A 25255-nucleotide genomic window follows, 5' to 3' on the forward strand; every position below is an offset into this window, starting at 1 on the left:
CGGCCGGGAGGAGGCGTTGACGGCCGTTCGGGCTCCGCTTGTGCCCGGGGCATTTCCGGGCCGGGTCGGAGGATCTCAGCCGGACTTGGGCGCGACCGGTTTGTGGCCGGGATACACGTGATCGGGGGTCACGATGCTCGTGACCGCCTCGCCGAAGAGGGTGCTGGGCTCCTGGCCCTTGTACTGGCTGTCGGTGTTCAGGGCGATGACCATCGTCGCCTGCGCCGACGGCAGGTAGACGGGCAGGACCTCGTACCCGGGGATCGAGCCGTTGTGGCCGATCCAGCCCTGGACGTCGAAGATGCCCAGTCCGTAGCCGGCACCCGGAATGTCCATCGGGGTGGTCTTCAGGCGCTCCGCCTGGGTCGCGGGCTTCAGCAGCGTGCCGGTCGCGAGGGTGCGGGCCCAGCTGCGCAGGTCCTGGAGGTCGGAGACCATCTCCCCGGCGGCCCAGGCCCAGGACGGATTCCAGTGGGTCGAGTCCTCGACCTTGCCCGAGGCCGTCTGGTCGGTGTAGCCGTGCGCGTAGGGCGCCGGCAGCGCCGGGCTCGTCGGGAAGACGGTGCTGCGGAGCCCGGCCGGCCCCAGGACGTCCTCGGTGACGACCTCGTGGAGCGGCCGGCCGGTGATCTTCTCCACCACCAGGCCGAGCAGGATCAGGTTGGTGTTGCTGTAGTCGAACTCCGCGCCGGGCTCGAACAGCACGGGGTGCTCGAAGGCGACGTCGAGCAACTGCTGTGGGGTGAAGGACTGTTCCGGCGCTGCCTCGAACTTCTTGACGAAGGCCTCGTCCAGGCTGTAGTTGAAGAGCCCGCTGCGCATGCCCGCCAGTTCCCGCAGGGTGATGCGGTCCCCGTTCGGAACCCCCGCGACGAAGTCGCCGATGCGGTCGTCCAGCCCCACCTTCCCCCGGTCGACGAGCTGGAGGAGGGCGGTGACGGTGAACGTCTTGGTCTCACTGCCGATGCGCACGTGGAGGTCGGGAATCATCGGCGCGCCGGTCGCCTTGTCCGCCACGCCGAAGGACCGTACGTAGCTCCCCTTGCCGGGGGCCCACAGCCCGACCGTCACGCCCGGCACCTGCGCCTCGCGCATGACCCGACGCACGGCCGCGTCCAGTTGCGCCGCGACGGCCGGTGTGAGCGGTGTGAAGCCCGTACCGGTGTCCGGGGACGGCGTGGTCGGGGCGGGGCTGGTCGTGGCGGCCGCGGAGACGGGAGTGGGCCGCCCGGGAACGGACGTCCCGGACGCGGAACCCGCGGCGGCCGGGGCGATGAGCACTCCTGTCGCGGCGGCGGCCGCGCAGGCCCGGCGCAGCCGGAGGGGGGTTGGCTTCACGGCATGGTCTCCCGCCGTCCGAGGGCCCCGGGCAACACCATCAGGCTAGGCGCCCGGGCCCCCGGTCGCGAGACGAGCCGCCCGCCGCCGGGGAGCCTCAGCACGGCGGGAGCTCGCGCAGGCGTCCCTCCCCGACGAGCGCGACTCCGCCGCCGACGCGTACCGAGCGGATGTCCCGCCCGTGGCCGTCGGCGCTGACGGTCATCGTGCTGGGGCGGCCGGTGAAGCGGCCCTGGCGCAGCGGGCGGGGCTCCGCGGCGCCGATGCGTCCGTGGCTGCGCAGGTAGGCGGCTGCGCACCCCGCACCGCTGCCGGTGGCGACGTCCTCCAGGATCCCGTCGTTGTTCCAGTGCCTGCCCTCCATGGCCGCGGCGTCCAGCAGGTAGGCGAACTCGGCGCCGAGGCGGGCCAGAGGTGCGTCGAGCGGTCGCGTGACGCGGGCGCGGGCGAGCGCGTCGCCGCGTACGGGGAGCACCAGGTAGCGCAGGCCCGTGGAGACCACTTCCGGGGGCAGTCCGGGGTCCAGGTCACCGGGGTCGAGGGCGAAGAGGGCGGCCAGGCCGCCGGGGTCGGGGCGGCCGAGGAAGGCTGCCGGGCCCTGGTCGAGGAGGCTCGCGTACCGGCCCGGGCCGCGGTGTTCGGTGGCGACCTCCACCGGACGCTCGGGCAGGCGCAGGGTCCAGGACTCGTGGTCGGCCGCGCCGTGGAGGAAGTGCAGGACGGCGGCCGCGCCGATGAGGGGGTGCCCGGCGAAGTCGAGCTTCCCCGCGAGGTCGAAGACGCGCGCCCGCCGTGTGCGCGGCCGCCCGGGTGAGCCGTCGCGCATGAGGAAGACGGACTCGAAGTGCCGCAGCTCCCGGGTGATCGCCCCCATCTGGGCTGCGGTCAGCGGATCGGCGTCGGGGAACACCGCGAGGCTGTTGCCGCTGTAGGGGCGGTCGGTGAAGACGTCGACGTGGTGGTAGCGCATGGCGGCGACGCTACCGGGCCCGGCTCTACGCGCGGCCGTGTGCCATGAGCGCGGCATGCGGCAGCACGAGCACACCGTCGCGGTCGGTGAACTCCGCGCACAGCAGGTCGAAGTGCCCCTTGACGGTCGCGATGACCTCGGGCGACTGGCTCCGCAGGAGCTGCCCGATCGTCGCGATCCCGGCGGCGGGACCGCTCCACCACTCCTCGGGAGTGGTCCGGTGGTCCCACAGCAGGGACTCGAAGGCGGCCTCCCGCACGCCGGCCTGGGCCATCAGTGCGGCGAAGCCCCGCTCGTCGCGAGGGAAGTCGTCGTCCGGCGCCAGTGCCGGCAGATGGGCGGGGCGGCCGACCCCGGCCGCCCCGACGGCCCGCCCGAACAAGGTCTGGCCGGCGGCTGCGGGCGCTGCCCAGACGGTGACCGCGATCCGCCCGCCCGGTCGCGCACCCGCCGCAGCTCCCGCAGTGCCGAAAGCGGTCGTCCGAAGTTGTTCAGGACGAAGTTGCCGATCACCGCGTCGAACGCGTCGTCGGCGAAGGGAAGTTCCGGCAGTACGGCAAGGCACACGTCGGCCGTCGGCACATTGCGGGCGGCAACAGTGACCATGCTCGGCTCGGCGTCCACCGCCCTCACCTCGGCTCCCCGCCCGCACGCCGCCGCGGCGGCGGTCCCCGTGCCCGTCCCCACGTCGAGCACGCTCATGCCCGCCTCGATCCCGGCGGCGTCGAGCAGCCTGGGCACCACACCGGCGCAGATCTTGCCGAAGCTGCCGTAATCGGCCCGCGCGCGACGCTCGGACGTGTCGAATGCCGTCACCGTCATCGGTCCCTCCCCGGAACCGTCCCGAAGAACCCCCTCCTCGGGACGTTGCGACGCATCGATCACCGCGTCCGTGCGCACGCCCACTCCCGCGGCGCGGCGACACCGGGCCCGGCCGGGCGAGGCCGGACCTGGGGACGTCTCAATCTGTTGAGCAGTACCAGGCTCACGCCCAGCACAACGCCGTAAGCCATTTCGATGCGGAGTGAATCGATTTCGTGGTGGAGGAAGGTCGGGGCAATGTAACGATCTCGGCAGGCGGTTCTCGAGATGTGTCGCATGTACATGACGCTGGCGAATATTTACGACGACGGTGACGGCAATGGTGGTCACGATGCGCATGGGCTTCTCCTGTCCGACCCGGTGGCATTTCCATTCCAGTGAGATGGATGGAGAAGAGCACCTCACGGCCCGAAATCCCGTGGCTTGACAGCGGGGCCTAGGCTTCCGGCGTGACCAGCGCAGAAATGACCCGCCGGCGGATGATGGGCGTCGGCCTCGGAGTCCTGGCGGGGGTGCCGGCCGGTTGCTCGGGGGGTTCGGGGCCGGTGCGGCGGCTGCGGCTCGCCACGGGGGCCGAGGGCGGGCCGTACAACGCGTTCGGGCAGGTCCTCGCGCGGGCCGTCGCCGCGAGCGGCCGCCGGATCGAGATCGTCCCGGTGAGCACCGCGGCCAGCGTGGACAACCTGCGGAAGCTGGACGACGGTTCCGTCGAGCTGGCCCTGGCCATGGCGGACGTGGCCGAGGACGCCGTGCTGGGGCGGGAGCCGTTCCCCCGGGCGACCGCCGCGACGGCCCTGGCCAGGGTCTACGTGAACTACACGCACCTGCTCGTCCCGGCCGGCGGGCCGGTGCGCTCGGTACGGGACCTCGCCGGGCGCCCGGTCGCGGCGGGCGCGGCCGGTTCGGGGGTACAGGTGGTGGCGGAGCGGGTTCTGCGGGCGGCCGGGCTGAGCGGCGCATCCGCACTCGCTTCCGCATCCGTGCCTGCGCCCGTGCCCGCGGACGAGCGGCAGCTGGGCCTCGCCGCCTCCGTGAGCGCACTGCGCGAGGGCTCGGTCGACGCGCTGTTCTGGTCCGGAGGGGTGCCCACACCGGCCCTCGCGGACCTGGCGCGCGAGCTGCCACTGCGGTTCCTGCCGCTCGACGACCACGTCGGAGCGCTGCGGGAGCGCCACGGCCCCGTCTACACGGCGGTCACGCTTCCGGCCGGCGTGTACGGGCTGACGGAACCGGTGGGAACCATCGGGGTCGGCAACTACCTCCTCGCGCGTTCCGACGTACCGCAGTCCGCGGTGCGCGACCTGCTCCGGGTGGTGTTCGACCGGTGGCGCGACCTGCTGCGGGAGGTGACGGCGGGGGCCCGGCTGGAGCCCCGGTTCGCCATCTCCACCGGCGAGGTGCCCCTCCACCCGGGCGCGGCCGCCTACTACCGCGCGGTGTACGGCTGAGACCTCACCCGGCGGGAGGGCGCGGGAGCCGTAGCTCGACCACCAGGCCGTGCGGATCGTTGCAGCGGACGTCGATCCGGCCGCCGCTGAGCCGGGCGATCTCGTCGGCGATGGCCAGCCCCAGCCCGCTGCCGGGGACGTTCTGGTGCTCCGGGGAGCGCGCGAAGCGGCGTAGCAGAAGGGGAAGTTGCTCCTGCGGCACACCCGGGCCGTCGTCCGAGACCCGTACGACGGCCCCGGCGCTCCCGTCGGCTGCCCGCGCGGCACGCACCTCGACGCGGCCGCCGCTCGGAACGAACTTCACTGCGTTGTCGAGGAGCGCGTCGAGGATCCGGCCCGCCGCGTCGGGCAGGGCGCGTGCCCGCAGGTCCTCCGCGAGGCCGGTGGACACGAGCTCGACCCCCGCGGCGCGGAAGACGGGGGCCCAGGCCGTCATCCGGTCCCGTACCGCCCGTGACACGTCCTCGTCGGCCGGCTCCGCCGTGCCCGACTCGACACGGGCCAGCGCCAGGAGCCCGTCGAGCAGCTCCTCCAGACGTTCCGCCTCGTCGAGCGCGCGGCCGTGCTCGGCCAGGCCCGGCCCGGGGGCGACGTGCGGCTCGACGTTCTCCAGCTGCAGCACCAGCGTGGCCAGCGGATTGCGCAGCTGGTGGGAGGCATCGGCGACGAAGTCGCGCTGGCGGCCGATGGAGTCCGCCATCGCCTCCGCCATCGTGTTGAAGTGCTGCCGCAGACGGCGCAGTTCCGGCGGACCGGTGTCGGACACGGCCCGGGCCTGCAGGCTGCCGGCGGTCAGCCGCCCGACCGCCCGGTCCAGGTCCAGTACCGGCCGCATCAGCCAGCGCGTGATCCCGGCCGCGACCAGAGCGGCCGCCGCGAAGGCCGCGAACGCCCCGGCGGCGATGAGCGACCAGCGGACGGTCACGTCCCGGCGGGCGGCCCCGGTGGGCACGGCCATCAGGACCGCCCCGCTCACCCGTTCGTCCCGGCCCACCGGCTCGGCCAGCACCACGGTGCGCGGTCCCCAGGGGCGCAGGGTGGGCAGCCGGTCGGTCGAGCGGCCGGTGAGGGCACGGCGACGGGCATCCGCCCCTTCGGAGGAGCCGCCCGCGGCGGGCTCGGTGCCGGCGTCGGGCTCGGTGCCGGCGTCGGAGGCCGCGTCCGCGGCGGCCTCGGCCGCCGGTCCCGTCCCGGCCCGGGCCACGGTCGCCCCCGCGGAGTCGACCACGACCACCCCGGCCCCGTACAGCTGGGCGTAGCGGCCGATCTCGGCCGAGAGCTCCGCCCGGTCGGCGGCGGTACGCATCCGGTCGGCTAGGTCGGCGAACCGTACGGCCTCCGAACGCCGCTGCAGGAGCAGGTGCTCGGTGCGCCCGCGCGCGTAGGCGTCGGCCAGCGGGACGCAGAGCAGCAGCGCCGCGACCCCCATGAGCACCATCAGCACCGCCAGCAGCCTGCGCCTCACCGCTCACCGCCCGGCTCGCCCGGGGCCGGGCAGCCGAGCTGGTACCCGAACCCCCGGACCGTACGCACCAGGCCGGAGCGGCCGGTCTTGGCGCGGATGCCCGCCACGTGGACGTCCAGGGACCGGGAGGCCGCGAGGAAGGCGTCACCCCAGATCCGGTCCAGGATCACCTCGCGGGAATGCACCTCGTCCGGGCGCGCGGCCAGGAAGGCGAGGACGTCGAACTCGCGCCGCGTCAGGCGTACTTCGGCTCCCGCCACCGTGACGGTGCGGCTCGCGAGGTCCACCGCGACATCGCCGCTGCGCACGGGCCGGGGCCCGGTAGGGGCCGGGTCCGAACGGCCCGGGTGCGGGTCCGTCCGGCGCCGTACGGAGTCGATCCGGGCCATCAGCTCGGCCATCCGGAACGGCTTGACCACGTAGTCGTCGGCTCCCGCCCGCAGCCCCTGGACGATGTCGCGCTCCTCGCAGCGCGCGGTCACCACGATCAGGGGCGCGTCGCACACGGTCCGCAGCCGTCGCAGCAGCTCCAGCCCGTCCAGGTCGGGAAGGCCCAGGTCGAGCAGGACGAACTCGGCCTCGCGGATGTGCCGCAGCGCGTCCAGGGCGCGCCCGACCCGCCGGACGGTGTGCCCGCGCTGGGCGAGGGCCGTGCCCAGGGCCCGGGCCATCCGGTCGTCGTCCTCGACGAGAAGCGCGTGCATAGACAATCCCTCGCGACCTGTGACCGGAGCCCCGTGACCCGGCGCAGCAGCTTACGGGAGCCGGCGCGCCGGTTCACCGGGTCGTCTCACCGGGCCGCCCCACTGGGCCGCCCCACCGGGTCGGCTCAGCGTGCCGCCTCGGCGGGTGCGACCGTCGGCCGCTCCTGCCCGGGCTCGCCGTCGGCATCGGCCTCGGCCTCGGCGCGGCTGAGCGCGGCGTTGCGGGTGTCCGGCATCAGCACGTAGGTGACGAGGGAGATCAGCGCGCATCCGGAGACGTACCAGAAGAACATGGTCTCGTGCCCACTGTTCTTGAACCAGAGCGCCACGTACTCCGCCGTGCCGCCGAACAGGGCGTTGGCGATCGCGTACGGCAGCGCCACGCCCAGCGCGCGCACCCGGGTCGGGAACAGCTCGGCCTTGACCGCCGCGTTGATGGACGTGTAGCCGGTGATGATGACCAGGGCCAGCAGGGACAGTCCGAGCGCCGACCAGTACGAGGACGCCGACCCGAGCGCGGTCATGATCGGGTACGTGCCGACGGTGCAGCCCACCGCGAAGGTGATCAGCAGGGGCCGGCGGCCGATCCGGTCGGACAGCATGCCGGCGAAGGGCTGCAGCACGGCGAAGAGGGTCAGTGCGGTGAAGCTGACGAGCGTGGCGGTGGTCTTCTCCATGCCCGCGCTGCCGACCAGGTACTTGGTGAGGTAGGTGGTGTAGGTGTAGTAGGCCACGGTGCCGCCGAGGGTGAGCGCCATGACCAGCCCCGCCTGCCGCCGGTACTGCCACAGGGCCTTCAGCGTGCCGCGCGTGCTGTCGTCGTGGGCGTCCCCGCCCGTCTCCGTCGGCGCCGACGACTCCTCCTTGAACGCGTCGGTCTCCTGCAGCCGGCGCCGCAGCCAGAAGACGACCACCGCGAAGAGCGCCCCGAGGAGGAACGGGAGCCGCCAGCCCCAGCTCTCCAGCTGGGCCGTGGTCAGGGTGTGCTGAAGGGTGATCAGAGCGCCCAGTCCGAGCAGCTGGCCGCAGGTCATGGACACGTACTGGAAGGACGAGCCGAGCCCGCGCCGGTTCCGGGCCGACGCCTCGGTCAGGTAGGTGGCGCTGGCCGCGTACTCGCCGCCGATGCTCATCCCCTGCAGCAGCCGGGCGAGCAGCAGTACCAGGGCGCCGAAGTATCCGGCCTGGTCGTAGGTCGGGGCAACGGCGATCAGCAGGGCGGCCACCGACATCATGGTGACGGTGAGGGTGAGCGCGCTCTTGCGCCCGTGCCGGTCGGCGGCACGGCCCAGGATCCACCCGCCGACGGGACGCATCAGGAAGCCGACGGCGAAGATCCCCGCCGTGTTCATCAGCTGGGTGGTCGGGTTGTCGCCGGGGAAGAAGGAGTCGGCGAAATAGATCGCGAAGCTGGCGTAGACGAACCAGTCGTACCACTCGACGAGATTGCCGAGCGAGCCGCCGACCAGGGCGAGACGGCGCTTCCTGCGCTCGTCCCCGGGCGGCGACGCGGGCATGACGACGGACGGGGACATGGCGGCTCCAGAGGGAAGTTCCCTGATGAGGGATGGTGGAACGGGGCCCCGGCGGTGGGGGAGTGTCCAGAGCATGCGGCGGCCGCCGCACCCGGACAAGGTCCGCCACGCAGATCTAACGTTCCGCTAAGAAAGCCCCCGGGTAAGCCCCGGAGCCGCCGGATTTCACCGGCCGGTCATGCGCACGTCACGCCTGCTCCACGGTCGTCACCCGAACGTGGCCCACGGTGGGGGCGGCCCGTCGCGGGACGCCGGAGGACCCCGGCCGACACGCGGCCGGCCCGTCCCGTACCCCCTCGACAGGAGGCAAGATGCGCGTGATCCCGAGCAGGCGGACCCCGGCCGTGGCCGCGGCCGCGGCGGCCGCGGTGGCCCTGGGTGTGATCGCCGGACCGGCGCACGCCCAGGAGGACCGCGGCGGCGCCCCACCGTGGCTGCCCCGGGTGACGGCCTCCGTCGAGACGCCCTCCCTCTTCGACGACGAGGCCGGCGGCAACGCGAACGCCGACGACCCGGCGATCTGGCGCAACGCCAAGGACCCCGACGCCAGTCTGGTCATCGCCACCGCCAAGGAGGGCGGCCTGCGCGTCTACGACCTGGACGGACGCCAGGTGCAGGCCCTGCCCGCGCCCGCGCCGCCGAGGGACGGCGACAAGCCCGGGCGCTTCAACAACGTCGACCTGATCACCGGCCTTCGCTTCCCGGACGGCCGCCACGACGTTGCCGTCGTCTCCGACCGCGGCCGCGACCAGCTGCGCGTCTACCGGATCGACCCGAAGCGGCCCGCCGCCCCGCTGGTCGACGTCACCGACGAGGCGGCCGCCCCGCGGGTCTTCTCCGCCGGTCAGGACGAGGTCAACGACCAGCGCACCGCCTACGGCCTCGCCGCCTACACCGACCGCCGCAGCGGCCGCTCGTACGCGGTCACCAGCCGGCGCCACGCCACCGACCTCGCACTGGCCGAACTGCTGCCGAACGCCCGGGGCAAGGTCGGCTACCGCACCGTCCGCACCACCTCGCTGCCCGCCTCCTTCACCCTGCCGAACGGCAAGAGCTGGGCACCGTGCGCCGAACCGGGCGAGCTGCCCCAGGTCGAGGGCATGGTCGTCGATCCCGACACCGGTGACCTCTACGCCGGTCAGGAGGACGTCGGCATCTGGAAGCTCGACGCCGACCTGCGCTCGCCCGCCCGCCTCATCGAGAAGGTCCGCTCCTTCGGCGTGCCCGGCACCTGGAACCCCGGGACGGAGGAGTGCGACGCGGGCGCGGACCCCGGCTTCGGCGGCCGGCACATCGCCGCCGACGTGGAGGGCCTGACCATCTGGCGCGATCCGAAGCGACCCGGCCACGGCGGCTACCTGCTCGCGTCCAGCCAGGGCGACGACACGTTCGCCGTCTTCGACCGCGAGCACGGCAACCCGTACGTCCGCGGCTTCCGCGTCGGTGACGGCGCGCTGCCCGGTTCGCCGGACGGTTCGCAGGAGTGCGACGGCGCCGCCGTCACGAGCGCGCCGCTGGGCAAGAGGTTCCCGAACGGCCTGCTGGTCGTCCAGGACGGCCACAACACCCCCCGGACCGCCGGAGCCGACGGCGAGGCCCGTACGGACACCGACTTCAAGTTCGTGGACCTGGGCCGGCTGAAGCGGGCCGCACGCCTCTGACCCCGCCGCCGGGGACCCTGACCTGGGCGGCGCCGGGTTCGCCCAGGTCGATAGGATCACCACCGCACACGACGGAAGGTGATCATGGCGGACAGTCCCCTCAGGCCCAGCTCGTTGATCAACACGGTCTACGGGGCATTCCTGAGACGCCTCGGCGGATGGATCTCCGTCGCGGACCTGATCACCCTGATGGCCGAGCTGGACGTGGACGGTCCGGCGGCCCGCTCGGCCATCTCCCGGCTCAAGAAGAAGGGCGTCCTCGAACCGGAACGCCGGGGCGCCACCGGGTACCGGCTCAGCCCGGGCGCGCAGCCCGTCTTCGACGAGGGCGACCGGCGCATCTTCGGCAGCCTGGAACCGGCGGAGCTGAGCGACGGCTGGGCCATGGCCGTCTTCTCCGTACCGGAGTCCGAGCGCTCCTACCGCTACCAGCTGCGCACCCGGCTGACCTGGCTGGGCTTCGGGAACATCGCCCCGGGCGTGTGGCTGGCGCCCGGCCGCCTCCTCGGCGACGCCCGCGACATGCTCGTCCGGCTCGGGCTCAGCGAGTACGTGCACCTGTTCGCCGCCGAATACGCGGCCTTCAGCGACCTGCCCGGCACGGTCAGCTCGTGGTGGGACTTCCCGGCCATCGAGGAGCAGTACGCCGGATTCACCGAGGCCTACGGCCCCGTCGCCGAGGGACTGACCGAGCGGAGCGCCATCGACGGCGCCGAGGCCTTCCGCCACTACGTCCCGATGCTCACCCAGTGGCGCCGCCTGCCCTACCTCGACCCCGGACTGCCCGCCGAGCTGCTCCCCGCGGACTGGAACGCGGTCGCCGCGCGGCAGATCTTCCAGCAGCTGAACGAGGTGCTCGCCCCGCCCAGCCTGCGCCACGTGCAGGAGGTCACCGGCCTGGCCGAGGCCTGACCGCCCCGACCCCCGCCGTCGGCCGGGTTGCGCGCCGGCGGGGCGGCCGGGCGCGAGGATGCCGTCATGGCCGACATCTTCGCCTCGCGCACCATCGACGTGACGACCGGTGACCGGGAGACCGTCCACGACCTGACCGACGCCTGCGCGTCGTTCCTCGGGGAGGTGGCGCGGGGCCGCAGCGGACTGCTCAACATCTTCACGCCGCACGCGACCGCCGGACTCGCCGTCATCGAGACGGGAGCGGGCAGCGACGAGGACCTCCTGAAGGCCCTGGCGTCCCTGCTGCCCGCCGATGACCGCTGGCGGCACCGGCACGGTTCCCCCGGCCACGGCCGGGACCACGTGCTTCCGGCGATCGTCGCGCCGCACGCGACGCTGCCCGTGATCGACGGTCTGCTGGAGCTCGGAACCTGGCAGTCCGTCACCCTCGTGGACACCAACCGGGACAACCCCCGCCGGCAGGTCCGCCTGTCCTTCTTCGGCTGCTGACCCGCCCCCCGGGTCGCAGGGGTGAAGACGTATCAATCATGACAGGTCAGAGGCCATTTTCGTAGGACCGAGAGCACAGCGGATTGCCCTTGTTCGGACCCCTGTGCGGCTTTCAGAATCACCGTCATGACTTACTCAGCGCACGCCAGTCACGACGCCGTACTCCGAGCCCGGGTCGCCCTCCTCGGATCACAGACCCTGCCGGCCCGGCAGGAGGTCGCCGCCTACCGCGTGCTCGTCCAGGTGAGTCCGCTGGCCTATCTGCCGCTGCTCGCCGAGGCGTTGTACGAATACAGCCGTCAGGACTTCGCGCATCTGCCCGGGACCGCCCTGGCCCTGCGGGCCGAGGCCGTCGCCGCCGCGCGCCGCATGTACACCATGGAGCCGAGCAGGGACCTCCTGCTCATCAAGGCGCTGGACCGTTACCGGGAGCAGCTCGTCCGCATGGACCGGAAGGAGGAACTCGGCTCCGTGGAGCGGGAGATGGCCCTGGTGGCCGCCGGCGGGGCGTAGCGGCCCGGCAGCGAGGAGCCGCGACTTCCCGTCCGGCAATGCCGGGCGCGCGGCCCCTCCTGCCGGATGATCGGGGGAGGGGCGCCGACGAGGGACCCGGAGAGCCGATGCGACACCGAATTCCGCTCCTGCCCGTCGTGGCGGCCGCGGTGGCACTGGCCGCCGTCGCGGGGTGCGGCGGCCCCTCGGCTCTGCGCGGTTCACCGCCCGCGCCCACCTCCGTCCCGGCCACCGGCGACTTCTCCGGCCAGGTCGAGGTGGGCGGGGGCCGGAAGATCTACCTCAGCTGCAAGGGCAGCGGCAGCCCGCTCGTCCTCCTGGAGTCCGGGCTGCACGATTCCTCCGACACCTGGACCTTCACCGACACCCGGCCGCCGGTACCGAAATCCCCGGCGGTGTTTCCCGGCGTCGCGGAGTTCACCCGGGTCTGCGTCTACGACCGGCCCGGAACCGTCCGGTACACCGACCCACCGGCACTCACCACCCGCAGCACGCCGGTCCGCGGCACCCGCTCCCTCACCGCGATGGCCGACGACCTCGACGCACTGCTGACCTCCGCACACCTGCCGGGCCCCTACGTGCTGGTCGGCCACTCCTTCGGCGGGATGATCACCCGGCTGTACGCCCAGCGGCACCCCGGGAAGACGGCGGGGCTGGTCTTCGTCGACGCCTTCGGTACGGACATCCGGGCCCTCTTCGGCGCGCGGTGGGCCGCATACCGCGAGCTGCTCGACCGCCCCGGCACGCCCTTCGACGCGCAACCCGCCTTCGAGAGGGTGGACATCGACGGCTCGATCGATTCCGTCACCGCGGCGCGCCCCCTGCCCGCGGTTCCCATGGCCGTCCTCAGCAAGACGGAACCCTTCGCCGCCCCGCCCGGGACCCCGAAGGTTCTCCTGGACACCCTCGAGCGCGCCTGGCCCCAGGTCCAGCAGAAACTGGTGGACCTGGGGTCCCAGACCCCGCACTTCCTGGCCACCGGGAGCGACCACTACGTGCAGGTGCACGATCCCGACCTGACGATCGGCGCCGTCCGGCTCGTCGTGGGCCGAGTCCACGCGGAACCGTAGCCCGGCCCGGACGCCACGATCAGGCCAGGTCGAACCGGTCGAGGTTCATCACCTTGTCCCACGCCGCGACGAAGTCCTTCACGAACTTCTCCTTCGCGTCGTCGCTCGCGTAGACCTCGGCGAGGGCGCGCAGCTCCGAGTTCGACCCGAAGACGAGGTCGGCGCGGGTGCCGGTCCACCTGACCCGGCCCGTGGCCGCGTCGCGGCCCTCGAACGTGTTCCCGTCCTCGGAGGTCGCCGACCACGTCGTGCCCAGGTCGAGCAGGTTGACGAAGAAGTCGTTCGTCAGGGCCCCGGGGGTCGCGGTGAAGACACCGTGCGACGTCTGCCGGTGGTTCGCGCCCAGCACGCGCAGGCCGCCGACCAGCACCGTCATCTCGGGGGCGCTGAGGGTCAGCAGGTTCGCCCGGTCGAGCAGCAGGTACTCGGCCGGCAGCCGGTTGCCCTTGCCGAGGTAGTTGCGGAAGCCGTCGGCGGCCGGCTCCAGCGCGGCGAACGACTCCACGTCCGTCTGCTCCTGCGCCGCGTCCGCGCGGCCCGGGGTGAAGGGCACCTGCACGGCGAACCCGCCGTCCGTGGCGGCCTGTTCGACGGCGGCCGCGCCGGCCAGCACGACCAGGTCAGCGAGCGAGATCCGCTTGCCGCCGCTCTGGGCGGAGTTGAAGGACTCCTGGATCCCGGTCAGGGTGCGCAGCACCCCGGCCAGCTGGTCCGGGTCGTTGACCTCCCACCCGCTCTGCGGCTGGAGGCGGATCCGGCCGCCGTTGGCTCCGCCGCGCTTGTCGCTGCCGCGGAAGGACGAGGCCGAGGCCCACGCGGCCGAGACGAGCTGGGACACCGTCAGGCCCGAGTCGCGGACCTGCCGCTTGAGCACCGCGACATCGGCGGCGTCGACGAGCTCGTGCGTCACCGGGGGGAGCGGGTCCTGCCACAGCAGCGTCTCGGCCGGGACCTCCGGGCCGAGGTAGCGTACGACCGGGCCCATGTCACGGTGGGTCAGCTTGAACCACGCACGCGCGAACGCGTCGGCGAACTCGGCGGGGTTCGCGAGGAAGCGCCGGGAGATCTGCTCGTAGGCCGGGTCGACCCGCAGTGACAGGTCGGTCGTCAGCATCGTCGGGGCGTGGGTCCTGGACGGGTCGTGGGCATCGGGCACGGTACCCGCCCCGGCGCCGTCCTTCGGCCGCCACTGGAACGCCCCGGCGGGGCTCTTGAACAGCTCCCAGTCGTAGCCGAACAGGATCTCGAAGAAGGTGTTGTCCCAGGTGGTCGGGGTGTTGGTCCAGACCCCCTCGAGCCCGCTGGTGATCGCGTCGCCGCCCTTGCCGGTGCCGAAGGAGTTGCTCCAGCCCAGCCCCTGCGCCTCCATCGGGGCGGCCTCGGGGTCGGCGCCGACGCTCTCCGCCGGGCCCGCGCCGTGGGTCTTGCCGAAGGTGTGGCCGCCCGCGATCAGGGCCACCGTCTCCTCGTCGTTCATCGCCATCCGGCGGAAGGTCTCACGGATGTCCCGCGCCGCGGCGATCGGGTCGGGGTTGCCGTTCGGGCCCTCCGGGTTGACGTAGATGAGGCCCATCTGGACCGCGCCGAGCGGGTTCTCCAGCTCGCGGTCGCCGGTGTAGCGCTCGTCCTCGAGCCAGGTGGTCTCGGGGCCCCAGTAGACGTCCTCGTCGGGCTCCCAGACGTCCGGGCGGCCGCCACCGAAGCCGAAGGTCTGGAAGCCCATCGACTCCAGCGCCACGTTGCCGGTGAGGATCATGAGGTCGGCCCAGGAGAGGCTGCGGCCGTACTTCTGCTTGACCGGCCACAGCAGACGGCGCGCCTTGTCGAGGTTGCCGTTGTCCGGCCAGCTGTTGAGGGGGGCGAAACGCTGCTGGCCGGCCCCGGCACCGCCGCGGCCGTCGCTGATCCGGTAGGTGCCCGCGCTGTGCCAGGCCATGCGGATCATGAACGGACCGTAGTGGCCGAAGTCGGCGGGCCACCAGTCCTGGGAGGTGGTCAGCACGTCGGCGATGTCCCGCTTGACGGCGGGGAGATCGAGGGTCTTGAACGCCGCGGCGTAGTCGAACTCCTCCCCGAGGGGGTTCGCGACGGCCGGGTTCTTGGCGAGGATCTTCAGGTTGAGCCGTTCGGGCCACCACTGGCGGTTTCCGCCGCCCTGGGTCGGGTGCGGGGCTCGTCCGTGCGCCACCGGACAGCCGTCCCCACCCTCCGACTTGGCGTCCGTGACGATTGCATCATGGTTCTCAGACATGGGAATCCTTCCGTACCAGGCGGATCACGGTGTTCAGGAACTGAATGCGACTGAATGCGATGGAACAGCCGGGGCGCGGGGCCCCGCTCCAATGGGCTCGGCCTCGTCGATCGCCTCGACGCCGAGAGGTCACCGTCCCGGACGGTTGCGCGCAGTGGGACGCCGGCGGCCGGTGCGCACGTGCCGGCACCGGGCAGCTCCTCGGCGGTGATCCGTCACGCTTTTGTCACCTGCCGCTCTGGAGTCTTCCTGTCTCTTGGCTATCTACGAAACCGATCCTACGATGGACAGAATCCAAGTCAAGAAGGACACCAGGTCCACATTCGACCGGATTCCGGATGTCCGCCGATAAACTTCGGGGCACCCCGTCGAACCTGAATAGGTGGGCCGATATGAGTGACCTGCTGAAGCGTTTGCGCGGGCGTGGCTGGCGGATGACGTCCCAGCGGCGCGTGGTGGCGGAGGTCCTCGACGGTGACCACGTGCACCTCACGGCGGACGAGGTGCACGCGCGTGCGGCCCAGCGGCTGCCGGAGATCTCCCGGGCTACGGTCTACAACGCCCTCGGCGAGCTGGTGGCCCTCGGCGAGGTCGTGGAGGTCACGACCGACGGCCGGGCGAAGCGCTACGACCCCAACGCGCGCCACCCGCACCAGCACCTGGTGTGCTCCGCCTGCGGCCTCATCCGCGACGTCCACCCGACGGACGACCCCCTGACCGGCCTCCCGGCGGACGAACGCTTCGGCTTCACCGTGTCCGGGGTCGAGGTCACCTACCGCGGCCTGTGCCCGGACTGCGCGTAGGGACGCGCCGTGGGCCGGCCGTTCCGGTTCGGCAGCCGCAATACCGTCCTTTCCCAGCCACGCACAAGGCTTCAACAAGAAAATCCTTGATACCGCACTAGACTGGTGGGTTGTTTGGCGCTGGGCCGGAACAACCTGGGCAGACCCGGGCTCCGCCCGCGACCCGGATGCTGCCGGGAACGAGACGCGAGGGCCGATGGCAGTCACACCTGAGCGCGGTGAACTCACTCTGCTCGACGACGGGGAGGCGTGGGAGGAGTCCGGCAAGTCCGCCCGGTTCACCGCCGGGCCCGCCGCCCCCACCCGCACCCTCGTCGACGTCTTCGAGGCCACCGTACGGACGCACCCCGACGAGCTCGCCCTCGACGACGGAACCACCCGATTGACCTACCGGGCACTCGCCGCCGAGGTCGAGCGCCGGCGCCGGGCCCTCGCGGCCGCCGGAGTGGGACTCGGCGACCGGGTCGGCGTCCGCGTGCCGTCCGGGACCACCGAGCTGTACGTGGCCGTCCTCGCCGTCCTCGCCGCCGGAGCCGCCTACGTACCCGTCGACGCCGAGGACCCGGACGAGCGCGCCGACCTGGTCTTCGGCGAGGCCGGGGTCCGGGCGGTGCTCGGCGGCGGACAGCGCATCCATTCCGGCCGGGCCGCGGAGCCCGGCGCCCGGGCCGCCGCCTCCCGGCCCGGCCCCGAGCACGACGCGTGGATCATCTTCACCTCCGGCTCCACCGGGAAACCCAAGGGCGTCGCCGTCAGCCACCGCAGCGCCGCCGCCTTCGTCGACGCCGAGGCCGCACTGTTCCTCGCCGAGGAGCCCATCGGCCCCGGCGACCGCGTCATGGCGGGACTGTCCGTCGCCTTCGACGCCTCCTGCGAGGAGATGTGGCTGGCCTGGCGCCACGGCGCCTGCCTCGTGCCCGTACCCCGCTCCCAGGTGCGCAGCGGCGCCGACCTCGGCCCCTGGCTCGTGGACCAGGAGATCACCGTGGTCTCCACCGTGCCGACCCTGGCCGCGCTGTGGGAGCCCGAGGACCTGGGCGAGGTCCGGCTGCTGATCTTCGGCGGCGAGGCCTGCCCGCCCGAGCTCACCCAGCGCCTGGTCACCGAGGGCCGCGAGGTCTGGAACACCTACGGCCCCACCGAGGCCACCGTCGTCGCCTGCGCCGCCCTCCTGACCGGCGAGGAGCCGATCCGCATCGGCCTCCCGCTGAACGGCTGGGAACTGGCCGTCGTCGACGAGTCCGGAGAGCCCGTCCCCATGGGCGGCAGCGGCCAGCTCGTGATCGGCGGCGTGGGCCTCGCCCGCTACCTCGACCCCGACAAGGACGCCGAGAAGTACGCCCCGCTCGAATCCCTCGGCTGGCAGCGCGCCTACCGCAGCGGCGACCTCGTACGCGCCGAACCGGAAGGCCTGGTCTTCCTCGGCCGCGCCGACGAGCAGATCAAGCTCGGTGGCCGCCGGATCGAGCTGGGCGAGGTGGACGCCGCGCTCCAGGCCCTGCCCGGCGTCGCGGGCGCGGCCGCCGCCGTCCGCACCGCGCGCAGCGGCAACCAGCTGCTCGTCGGCTACCTCGTCACCCAGGACGGCTGGGACCACGCGGCAGCGGTCACCCGGCTGCGCGCCGAGCTGCCCGCCGCCCTCGTCCCGCTCCTCGCGCCCGTCGCCGAGCTGCCCACCCGCACCTCCGGCAAGGTCGACCGGGACGCGCTGCCCTGGCCGCTGCCCGACCTGGAGACCGCCGGCCCCACCGAACAGCTCTACGGGACCGAGGCCTGGCTCGCCGAACAGTGGACCGAGACCCTCGGGGTCACCGTCACCGGCGCCTCCGACGACTTCTTCGCGATCGGCGGCGGCAGCCTCGCCGCCGCCCAGCTCACCACCCGGCTGCGCACCCGCTACCCGAGCGCCGCCGTCCTCGACATCTACCAGCAGCCCACCCTGCGCAAGCTGGCCCGGCACCTGGAGAAGTCCGTCCAGGACGACGGAGCGGCCCGCACCGTCGCACCGGTCCCGCTGCGCTCCCAGGTCGTCCAGTCGTTCCTGCTGCTCCCGCTGTTCACCCTGGTGGGCCTGCGCTGGACGGTCGTCCTGCTGACCCTGGGCAACGTGCTGCACGGCCTCGGCGCCTTCCCGTGGGCGCCGACCGCCTCGTGGTGGCTGGTCGGCGCCGGCGCGCTGCTGCTCTTCAGTCCGCCCGGCCGGCTCGCGATCGCGGCCGGCGGCGCCCGCCTCCTGCTGCGCGGCGTGCAGGCCGGACGCCACCCCCGGGGCGGCAGCGTGCACCTGCGGCTGTGGACGGCCGAGCGGCTGGCCGAATGCGCCGGCGCCACGTCCCTCACCGGTTCCTGGCTGGAACGCTACGGCCGGGCCCTCGGCGCCAAGATCGGCCCCGAGGTGGACCTGCACTCCCTGCCCCCGGTCACGGGCATGCTCAAACTCGGCCGCGGCTGCGCCGTGGAGTCCGAGGTGGACCTCTGCGGCCACTGGCTGGACGGGGACCACCTGGAGATCGGCGCGGTCAAGGTCGGCGCGGGCGCCGTCGTCGGCACCCGCAGCATCCTCTTCCCCGGCGCGCGCGTCGGAAAGCGCGCCGAGGTGGCCCCCGGCTCCGCCGTCGTCGGACAGATCCCGACCGGCCAGCGCTGGGCCGGCGCACCCGCCGGGAAGCTCGGCAGGGCCAAGCACAACTGGCCGAAGGAACGCCCGCCGCGCGGACTGCCCTGGCGGGCCGCCTACGGGGCGGCCGGCTTCGGGCTCACGGCCCTGCCCGTGCTCGCCGCCCTGCCCGCCCTCCTCGTGGCCGGCCGCTTCGTACCCGCCGGCGCCGGACTCGCCGAAGCCCTGCGCGGAGCGCTGCTCGCCGTGGTGCCCGCGGCGCTCGCCTTCGGCTTCGCGTACGCGGCCCTGCTGCTGGCCTCCGTACGCCTGCTCAGCCTGGGCCTGCGGACCGGAACCCACCCGACGCACAGCAGGGTCGGCTGGCAGGCCTGGACGGTCACCCAGCTGATGGACCTGTCCCGCGAGACGCTCTTCCCGCTGTACGCCGGGCTGATCACACCGGTCTGGCTGCGGCTGCTCGGCATGAAGATCGGCCGGGGCGCCGAGGTCTCCACCGTGCTCGCCCTGCCCAGCCTCACCACCGTCGGCGAAGGCGCCTTCCTCGCGGACGACACCCTGACCGCCCCCTACGAGCTCGGCGGCGGCTGGATGCGCATCGGACACTCCGAGATCGGCCGCCGTGCCTTCCTCGGGAACTCCGGCATGACCGCCCCGGGCCGCACCGTGCCGGACGACGGCCTGGTCGGCGTCCTGTCCGCTACCCCGAAGAAGGCCAAGAAGGGCAGCTCCTACCTGGGGCTCCCGCCGGTCCGGCTGCCCCGGTCCACCGCGGACGCCGACCAGAGCCGGACGTACGAGCCGCCCGCGCGGCTGCTGTGGGCGCGCGGCCTGGTGGAGCTGTGCCGGCTCGTCCCGGTGTTCTGCTCGGCCGCCCTGGCCGTGCTGACCGCGGCGGCGCTCTGCGCGCTCGTCACGCGCGGCGGCCTCGGCCTCTGGGGAGCCGCGCTCCTGTCCGGAGCGGTCCTGCTCACCGCCGGAGTGGCCGCCTGCGCGGTCGCGGTGACCGCCAAATGGCTGCTGGTGGGCCGGCACCGCACCGGGGAGCACCCGCTGTGGAGCGGCTTCGTGTGGCGCAACGAGCTGGCCGACACCTTCGTGGAGGTCCTGGCCGTGCCGTGGCTGGCCGGATCGGTGCCCGGCACGCCCGTGCTGGTGCTGTGGCTGCGCGCGCTGGGCGGCCGGATCGGCCGGGGCGTGTGGTGCGAGAGCTACTGGCTGCCCGAGACGGACCTGGTCGTGCTGGGCGAGGGGGTCGGCGTGAACCGCGGCTGTGTGTTGCAGACACACCTCTTCCACGACCGGATCTTGAGGACGGATACTGTGGTGCTCCGTGAGGGCGCCACCCTGGGCCCGGGCGGAATCGTCCTGCCCGGGAGCACGGTGGGGGCCCGCAGCACCCTGGGCCCCGCATCCCTCGTGATGGCCGGGGAGTCCGTCCCCGCCGACACCCGCTGGCTGGGCAACCCGATCGAGGCGTGGCGGTCCTGACCGGGCCGTCCGCGCCGCGGCAGGCAGCAGGACGGTACCGGCACACCACCGGTACACCGGCACACCAGCACGTCGTACGAGCACAGCGCAGGGAGCGGAAGCGGCAGTGAGCGGCCAGAGAACAGAGCCTTCGGACCCGTACTTCCCGGCCAACGGCGACTCCCGTTACCGAGTGCACCGGTACGAACTCGCCCTGGAATACCGTCCGGGCCCCAACCGGCTCGCGGGCACGGCCCGGCTGAGCGCGATCGCCGGGCGGGCGCCGCTCACCGAGTTCCACCTGAACCTGGCCGAATTCAGAATAGGCCGCGTCCTGGTGAACGGCCGGGCACCGCACTACACCCACCGCGGCGGCAAACTCCGCATCCGTCCGGCCAAGCCCCTGCCCGCCGGCTCGGCCTTCACCGTGGAGGTGCACTGGGCGGGCAACCCCAAGCCGGTGCGCAGCCCCTGGGGCGGCCTCGGGTGGGAGGAACTGACCGACGGCGCGCTCGTGGCCAGCCAGCCCGTCGGCGCGCCCTCCTGGTACCCGTGCAACGACCGTCCCGCCGACAAGGCCTCGTACCACATCTCGGTCAACACGCCGTCCCCGTACGCGGTCGTGGCCGGCGGCCGGCTGCTCACGCGCACCACGAAGGCCAGCACCACCACCTGGGTCTACGAGCAGTCCGCGCCGACCTCCAGCTACCTGGTCGGCCTGTCCATCGGCATGTACCAGACGGTGCTCCTCGGCGACCCCGGACTCGGCGGAGTCCCCCAGAGCGCCCACGTGCCGGCGCACCTGCTGGCGCGGTTCTCCCGCGACTTCGCCCGGCAGCCCGCCATGATGCGCCTGTTCGAGGAACTCTTCGGCCCCTACCCCTTCGGCGAGTACGTGGTGGTCGTCGCCGACGAGGAACTGGACGTCCCCGTGGAGGCGCAGGGCCTGTCCACCTTCGGTGCCAACCACGTGGACGGCGTCCGCGGTTCGGAACGCCTCATCGCCCACGAGCTGGCGCACCAGTGGTTCGGCAACAGCGTGACCATCGCCGACTGGCGGCACATCTGGCTGAACGAGGGATTCGCGAAGTACGCCGAATGGCTTTGGTCGGAACGCTCCGGCGGCCGCACCGCGCACGAGCTGGCGGCCGCCGCACACCGGCTGCTGTCCGGGCAGCCGCAGGACCTGCGACTGGCCGACCCCGGCCGCAAGCTGATGTTCGACGACCGCCTGTACCAGCGCGGCGGCCTCACCGTGCACGCGATCCGCTGCGCGCTGGGCGACAGCGCGTTCTTCCGCATGCTGCGGGACTGGGCCACGGTGCACCGCCACGGGGTGGTGTCCACGCCGGCCCTCACCCAGCACGTGTCCCGCTACGCGGACGAGCCGCTGGACGGCCTGCTCACCGCCTGGCTCCACGAACCGGCTCTCCCGCCCCTGCCGGCCCCGCCGCGCCCCCCGATACCGGCGCGGCCCGGCTACCCGCCGACGAACGGCGCCCCCAAGGGCGGCCGCGGCAAGGCCTAGGTCGAGGAGGGGCGGGTTCCGGCCGCGCGGCGCGCACCGGTCGGACCGTTCAGTACGAGTGGTCGACCGTGACGTCGGCCGACAGGCGCAGCGCCGCCTCGGCCGGGGCGCCGCGCACCCCCAGCAGGGTGAGGGTGAGGGCGTCGATCACGGTGAGGTGGGCCAGCCGGCTGGCGACGGTCTCGAGTCCGAACACGAGGTCTTGGCCGCCCGCCACCAGGGTGCAGTCGCTGGACTCGCTCAGCGGGGAGCGGGCGTAGCTCGTGAGGGCGACGACCCGGGCCCCGGACCGCCGCGCGCCCCGGGCGGCGTCCACGGTGCTGCGGGTGGCTCCCGTGTGGCTGATGGCCAGGCAGGCATCGGCGGATGTCAGCTGTGAGGCCGCCAGCTGTGCGGTCAGCGGGTCGGCCGGTGCGTCGACCGCGCAGCCCAGCGCGCGCAGCCGGTAGGCGGTGTCCAGCGCGACCGCGCCGGACAGCCCCGCGCCGACCACCAGCACCCGGCCGGCCGTGTCGACCATCCCGGCCGCCGTGCGCAACTGCTCGGGGGTCACCGTCGCCGCCACCCCGTCCAGCGCCTCCCGGGCGGCGCGGACCGTGTCGGCCAGGGCGCGGGCAGCCGGGTCCCGGTCCTGGGAGGGCTCCTGCGCGGGCGCCTGCCGGGCGGCGGCGATCTTCAGCTCCTGGTACCCGCGGAACCCGAGGCGCTGGCAGGCCCGTACGACGGTGGACGGCGCGGTGCCGGCCAGCGCCGCGACGTCGCTGACGCTGAGGTGCACCAGCTCCGCCCCCTTGTCCAGGACGACCTGTGCCACCCGGGCCTCGGTGTCGCGCAGCTCGGACAGGTGGGCCCGGATGTGGGCGGCCAGTCCGCCCGGCGCTGTGGAATGAATTTCCATGAAGCTATGCTACCAAGGAAATCCATTCCACAGCCTTTCGTGGGGAGCGACCGTGCCCGCAAACCTGCCGCCCATGACGGGCGCGGCCGCCGTGCCCGCCGTCGTCCTCGCCTCGGCGGTACTGCACGCCGCCTGGAACGGCCTCACCCACGGTCTGCGGGACAAACTGGCCGGCTTCACCCTCATCAGCCTGGCCTCCGCCGGCTGCGGAGCCGTGCTGGTATGCCTCGCTCCGCTGCCCGCCCCGGCGGCCTGGCCGTACATCGCCGCCTCCGCCGCACTGCAGGTCGCGTACCAGCTCCTGCTCCTGCGGGCCTACCAGCTCGGCGACTTCGGCCAGATGTACCCCACCGCCCGGGGCACCTCGCCCGTGGTGGTGGCCCTGGTGTCCGCCACGCTGCTCGGCCACTCGCTGCCCGCCGGCCAAGCCCTCGGCATCGCGGTCGTCGCCTGCGGTCTGGCCGGTCTCGCCCTCGCCGACGGGATCCCCGGCCGCGCCCAACTGCCCGCGCTGGCCGCCGCGCTCGGCACCGGCGTGATGATCGCCTCCTACACCCTCGTGGACGGGAGCGGCGTCCGCGTCTCCGGCAGCGTCTTCGGCTACATCGCCTGGCTCTTCCTCTGCCAGGGACTCGTCCTCCCGCTCATCGCCTGGGCCCGGCGGGGTCCGGCCCTGCTCACCGCCCTGCGTCCGCTGTGCGGCCGGGGCCTGGTCGGCGGACTGCTCTCGCTGCTGGCCTACGGGCTCGTCGTATGGGCGCAGTCCCGGGGTGACCTCTCCACCATCGCCGCCCTGCGGGAGGCCAGCATCGTCTTCGGAGCCCTGATCGGCGCGGCCGTCTTCCGCGAACGCCTCGGCCACCGGCGCATCGCCGCCAGTGTCACCGTCCTGGCGGGCATAGCGGTCCTCCAGCTCGCGGGCAACCCCTGAGGTCAGTGCATTCTGCTGCTCAGGCCTTCGGCACGGTGTCGATGTGGGTGGTGCCCGCGCTGTAGAAGCCGTCCACCGTCTTCTGGACGTCCGCCCGGGAGACGGCCTCATCGGCCTTGTAGTAGACCCAGTTGACCTTCATGTCCCAGGTGCGCGGACCGCCCGGGGCGGGGGTGTCGATGAACCAGTTGCTGAAGTGGATGTCCATCTTCTCGCGCGGGACGTACTTGCCGGAGCTGGTGAACAGCACCTCGCCGTCGAGGGAGTAGGTGACCGTTCCGTTCATGGCGGTGACCATCAGGACGTGCCAGCCCTCGGTGCGCCGCGCGAGCGTGTGGCTGACCCGGTCCGGCGGATCGGCCTTGTGCCAGCTGACGTTGTCGAGACGCGGACCCTTCGTGCCCCAGCCTCCGTTCGGCAGGTACTCGAAGTCCAGCTCGCTGTAGTCCGCCGAATCGTCTGCGGGGGAGATCGGGAAGAAGGTCTGGACGACGTGGTCGCCGTTGCGGCCGGTCGTGGGCTTGCCGCTGAAGTGGACCCGGGCGGCGAAAGTGCCCGTGAAGAGGTTCTTGCCGGTGCCCTGCACCTCGACCTGCCGGGTGCCCTGCGCGGTGCCGTCGGTGGAGGACTGCAGTCGCAGGACCCTGCCGCCCTGTGCGGTCGCATCCGAGGGGAAGTCGGCGCCGGCGGCGGACCAGGTGTCCTGGATTCCGGGGCCGCCCCCGCCGGTGCGCACCTCCCAGCCGTGGGCGGCGAGCGACGGGTCGCCGGGGCCGCTGTAGTGGAAGCTGTCGAACAGGGTTCCGGGCGGACCGGACGGGGTCGGCGCGACGGTCGGGGCGGGGGCGGCGTCGTCGCCGGGGCCGGCGGAACACGCGGCGAGCACGCACAAGAGGGCGGGCAGCGTGAGCGCGGTCCGCGCGCGGCGACGAGGGGTGCGGCGGGGCTGGCTCACGCGGGCTCCTTGGGGGCGTAGAGGCGGTACCTGGGCACGCCCCGTGCGGGGGTGTCGTCACCGGCCGAACCGATGCGGGCGTCATCCTAAGGCGCTCCCCGACCGCCGATGGACCGCCCGTGGACCGCCCACGGACCGCCCACGGGCCCGTCCTTACGCGTACGGACCGGCACCCGGCGGCGGTGGGCGCAGCGGCTAACCGGTATGGAAAATTCCGTTTCTATCTGGTCACGACCCACGAGTAGATCGGTTCATATCCCGACATCGGGCCCAAGTCGATCCGGGTCGGTGCACTAGCGTTCGCCTTGCGATCCCGCGCTCTACGTACCCTGCAATGAGAGGCCTCGCAAGGTGCGCCCAGCCATGACTTCCGTCCAGCGCGGATCGGTACCCCGGTCGAATCCTGGAACGTCCGATCCTGCCGTCGAGGAACCCGCCCCCGCACCGGTGTTCGTCGACCAGTCGGGTCTGCGCGGCCGTCTGCTGCGGGGTTTCGGCTGGCCCGTCTCCGTGCTCGGCGCGATCCTGGCGGTTGCCATGGGCAGCAGCCTGATCGGTGTGCAGGCGGACGCCCCCACGATGGGCATCCCCGCACAGCCCTCGCGCTCACCCGTGCCGTCGGGGTCGCCGCCCCGGTCGTCCCCGCCGACCCCGCCGGCCTCACCTCGGGCGGTCACGCGGTCAGCTGCGCCCGTGTCGAAGACAATCCCGGCCGCCAGGACCTCGGCCACCCCGTCGAAGAACGCGGCCGCACCGTCCAAGGCAGCCGTCACCCCGCCGAAACCCGTGACCACCGCGCTGCACGGCGCGAAGCCTTCGAGCCGGCCCGCCAAGCACCCCTGATCGCCGGCACCACCATCTCCAGGAGCACC

General features: G+C 73.1%; 21 protein-coding genes. 11 read left to right on the plus strand and 10 right to left on the minus strand.

Annotation, left to right across the window (positions count from 1 at the left end; translation table 11 throughout):
• Positions 1-75 precede the first annotated feature (75 nt).
• The 4 genes from ACXNSR_RS38150 to ACXNSR_RS38165 all read right to left on the minus strand — a co-directional run bounded on the left by ACXNSR_RS38150 (position 76) and on the right by ACXNSR_RS38165 (position 3208).
• Entirely contained in the window at positions 76-1338 is a 1263-nt protein-coding gene (locus ACXNSR_RS38150; RefSeq protein WP_458639919.1) for a serine hydrolase domain-containing protein, read from the minus strand.
• 97 nt (positions 1339-1435) lie between these two features.
• The gene (locus ACXNSR_RS38155; RefSeq protein WP_458639920.1) at positions 1436-2308 is read right to left on the minus strand and encodes a PhzF family phenazine biosynthesis protein; all 873 of its coding nucleotides are present in this window, start codon (positions 2306-2308) and stop codon (positions 1436-1438) included.
• Positions 2309-2333: 25 nt separating this feature from the next.
• A complete protein-coding gene (locus ACXNSR_RS38160) occupies positions 2334-2582 on the minus strand; it encodes a hypothetical protein (RefSeq protein ID WP_458639921.1) in 249 nt (82 codons plus the stop codon).
• On the minus strand, positions 2582-3208 hold the full coding sequence (locus tag ACXNSR_RS38165) for a class I SAM-dependent methyltransferase (RefSeq protein ID WP_458639922.1): 627 nt from the start codon (positions 3206-3208) through the stop codon (positions 2582-2584). The genes ACXNSR_RS38160 and ACXNSR_RS38165 overlap by 1 nt, the downstream gene beginning before the upstream one ends.
• 371 nt (positions 3209-3579) lie before the next feature.
• Between ACXNSR_RS38165 and ACXNSR_RS38170 the strand changes: the two genes are divergently transcribed.
• On the plus strand, positions 3580-4578 hold the full coding sequence (locus tag ACXNSR_RS38170) for a TAXI family TRAP transporter solute-binding subunit (RefSeq protein WP_458639923.1): 999 nt from the start codon (positions 3580-3582) through the stop codon (positions 4576-4578).
• Positions 4579-4582: 4 nt separating this feature from the next.
• Here ACXNSR_RS38170 and ACXNSR_RS38175 read toward each other — a convergent pair whose 3' ends face one another.
• The 3 genes from ACXNSR_RS38175 to ACXNSR_RS38185 form a co-directional block, all read right to left on the minus strand.
• The gene (locus ACXNSR_RS38175) at positions 4583-6043 is read right to left on the minus strand and encodes a sensor histidine kinase (protein WP_458639924.1); all 1461 of its coding nucleotides are present in this window, start codon (positions 6041-6043) and stop codon (positions 4583-4585) included.
• Positions 6040-6747 (minus strand): response regulator transcription factor, encoded by a 708-nt coding sequence (locus ACXNSR_RS38180; RefSeq protein ID WP_458639925.1) that lies wholly within the window; start codon positions 6745-6747, stop codon positions 6040-6042. Before ACXNSR_RS38180 ends, ACXNSR_RS38175 begins: the two co-directional genes overlap by 4 nt.
• Positions 6748-6872: 125 nt before the next feature.
• The gene (locus ACXNSR_RS38185; protein WP_458643502.1) at positions 6873-8264 is read right to left on the minus strand and encodes an MFS transporter; all 1392 of its coding nucleotides are present in this window, start codon (positions 8262-8264) and stop codon (positions 6873-6875) included.
• Between the two features lie 329 nt (positions 8265-8593).
• On the opposite strand from ACXNSR_RS38185, the gene ACXNSR_RS38190 reads away from it, so the two are divergent.
• From ACXNSR_RS38190 to ACXNSR_RS38210, 5 genes are all read left to right on the plus strand, one after another.
• Entirely contained in the window at positions 8594-9943 is a 1350-nt protein-coding gene (locus ACXNSR_RS38190; protein ID WP_458639926.1) for a phytase, read from the plus strand.
• A gap of 84 nt (positions 9944-10027) precedes the next feature.
• Complete coding sequence (locus ACXNSR_RS38195) at positions 10028-10855, plus strand: PaaX family transcriptional regulator (RefSeq protein WP_458639927.1); 828 nt, start codon at positions 10028-10030, stop codon at positions 10853-10855.
• 66 nt (positions 10856-10921) lie between these two features.
• Complete coding sequence (locus tag ACXNSR_RS38200; protein ID WP_458639928.1) at positions 10922-11347, plus strand: secondary thiamine-phosphate synthase enzyme YjbQ; 426 nt, start codon at positions 10922-10924, stop codon at positions 11345-11347.
• A gap of 126 nt (positions 11348-11473) precedes the next feature.
• Complete coding sequence (locus ACXNSR_RS38205; protein ID WP_458639929.1) at positions 11474-11860, plus strand: hypothetical protein; 387 nt, start codon at positions 11474-11476, stop codon at positions 11858-11860.
• A 107-nt stretch (positions 11861-11967) separates the two neighbouring features.
• Positions 11968-12930 carry an alpha/beta fold hydrolase gene (locus ACXNSR_RS38210; protein WP_458639930.1) on the plus strand — a complete coding sequence of 321 codons (963 nt, stop codon included), beginning with the start codon at positions 11968-11970 and terminating at the stop codon, positions 12928-12930.
• A 19-nt stretch (positions 12931-12949) separates the two neighbouring features.
• Here the strand turns inward: ACXNSR_RS38210 and katG are convergent, their stop codons facing one another.
• Positions 12950-15181 (minus strand): catalase/peroxidase HPI, encoded by a 2232-nt coding sequence (gene katG / locus ACXNSR_RS38215; RefSeq protein WP_458639931.1) that lies wholly within the window; start codon positions 15179-15181, stop codon positions 12950-12952.
• Between the two features lie 392 nt (positions 15182-15573).
• On the opposite strand from katG, the gene ACXNSR_RS38220 reads away from it, so the two are divergent.
• The 3 genes from ACXNSR_RS38220 to ACXNSR_RS38230 all read left to right on the plus strand — a co-directional run bounded on the left by ACXNSR_RS38220 (position 15574) and on the right by ACXNSR_RS38230 (position 21599).
• Positions 15574-15984 carry a Fur family transcriptional regulator gene (locus ACXNSR_RS38220; RefSeq protein WP_458639932.1) on the plus strand — a complete coding sequence of 137 codons (411 nt, stop codon included), beginning with the start codon at positions 15574-15576 and terminating at the stop codon, positions 15982-15984.
• A 196-nt stretch (positions 15985-16180) separates the two neighbouring features.
• A complete protein-coding gene (locus tag ACXNSR_RS38225; protein WP_458639933.1) occupies positions 16181-20092 on the plus strand; it encodes a Pls/PosA family non-ribosomal peptide synthetase in 3912 nt (1303 codons plus the stop codon).
• A 106-nt stretch (positions 20093-20198) separates the two neighbouring features.
• A complete protein-coding gene (locus ACXNSR_RS38230; RefSeq protein WP_458639934.1) occupies positions 20199-21599 on the plus strand; it encodes a M1 family metallopeptidase in 1401 nt (466 codons plus the stop codon).
• Positions 21600-21648: 49 nt separating this feature from the next.
• Here the strand turns inward: ACXNSR_RS38230 and ACXNSR_RS38235 are convergent, their stop codons facing one another.
• Positions 21649-22497: a MurR/RpiR family transcriptional regulator gene (locus ACXNSR_RS38235; protein WP_458639935.1), complete on the minus strand. Its 849-nt coding sequence runs from the start codon at positions 22495-22497 to the stop codon at positions 21649-21651.
• A gap of 73 nt (positions 22498-22570) precedes the next feature.
• On the opposite strand from ACXNSR_RS38235, the gene ACXNSR_RS38240 reads away from it, so the two are divergent.
• Positions 22571-23428 carry an EamA family transporter gene (locus tag ACXNSR_RS38240; protein ID WP_458643503.1) on the plus strand — a complete coding sequence of 286 codons (858 nt, stop codon included), beginning with the start codon at positions 22571-22573 and terminating at the stop codon, positions 23426-23428.
• Between the two features lie 19 nt (positions 23429-23447).
• Here the strand turns inward: ACXNSR_RS38240 and ACXNSR_RS38245 are convergent, their stop codons facing one another.
• Entirely contained in the window at positions 23448-24383 is a 936-nt protein-coding gene (locus ACXNSR_RS38245) for a glycoside hydrolase family 16 protein (protein ID WP_458639936.1), read from the minus strand.
• A gap of 363 nt (positions 24384-24746) precedes the next feature.
• Here ACXNSR_RS38245 and ACXNSR_RS38250 point away from each other — a divergent pair, with 363 nt between their 5' ends.
• A complete protein-coding gene (locus tag ACXNSR_RS38250) occupies positions 24747-25226 on the plus strand; it encodes a hypothetical protein (RefSeq protein WP_458639937.1) in 480 nt (159 codons plus the stop codon).
• The last annotated feature ends 29 nt before the right edge of the window (positions 25227-25255 follow it).

Source organism: Streptomyces sp. NC-S4, assembly GCF_054353315.1.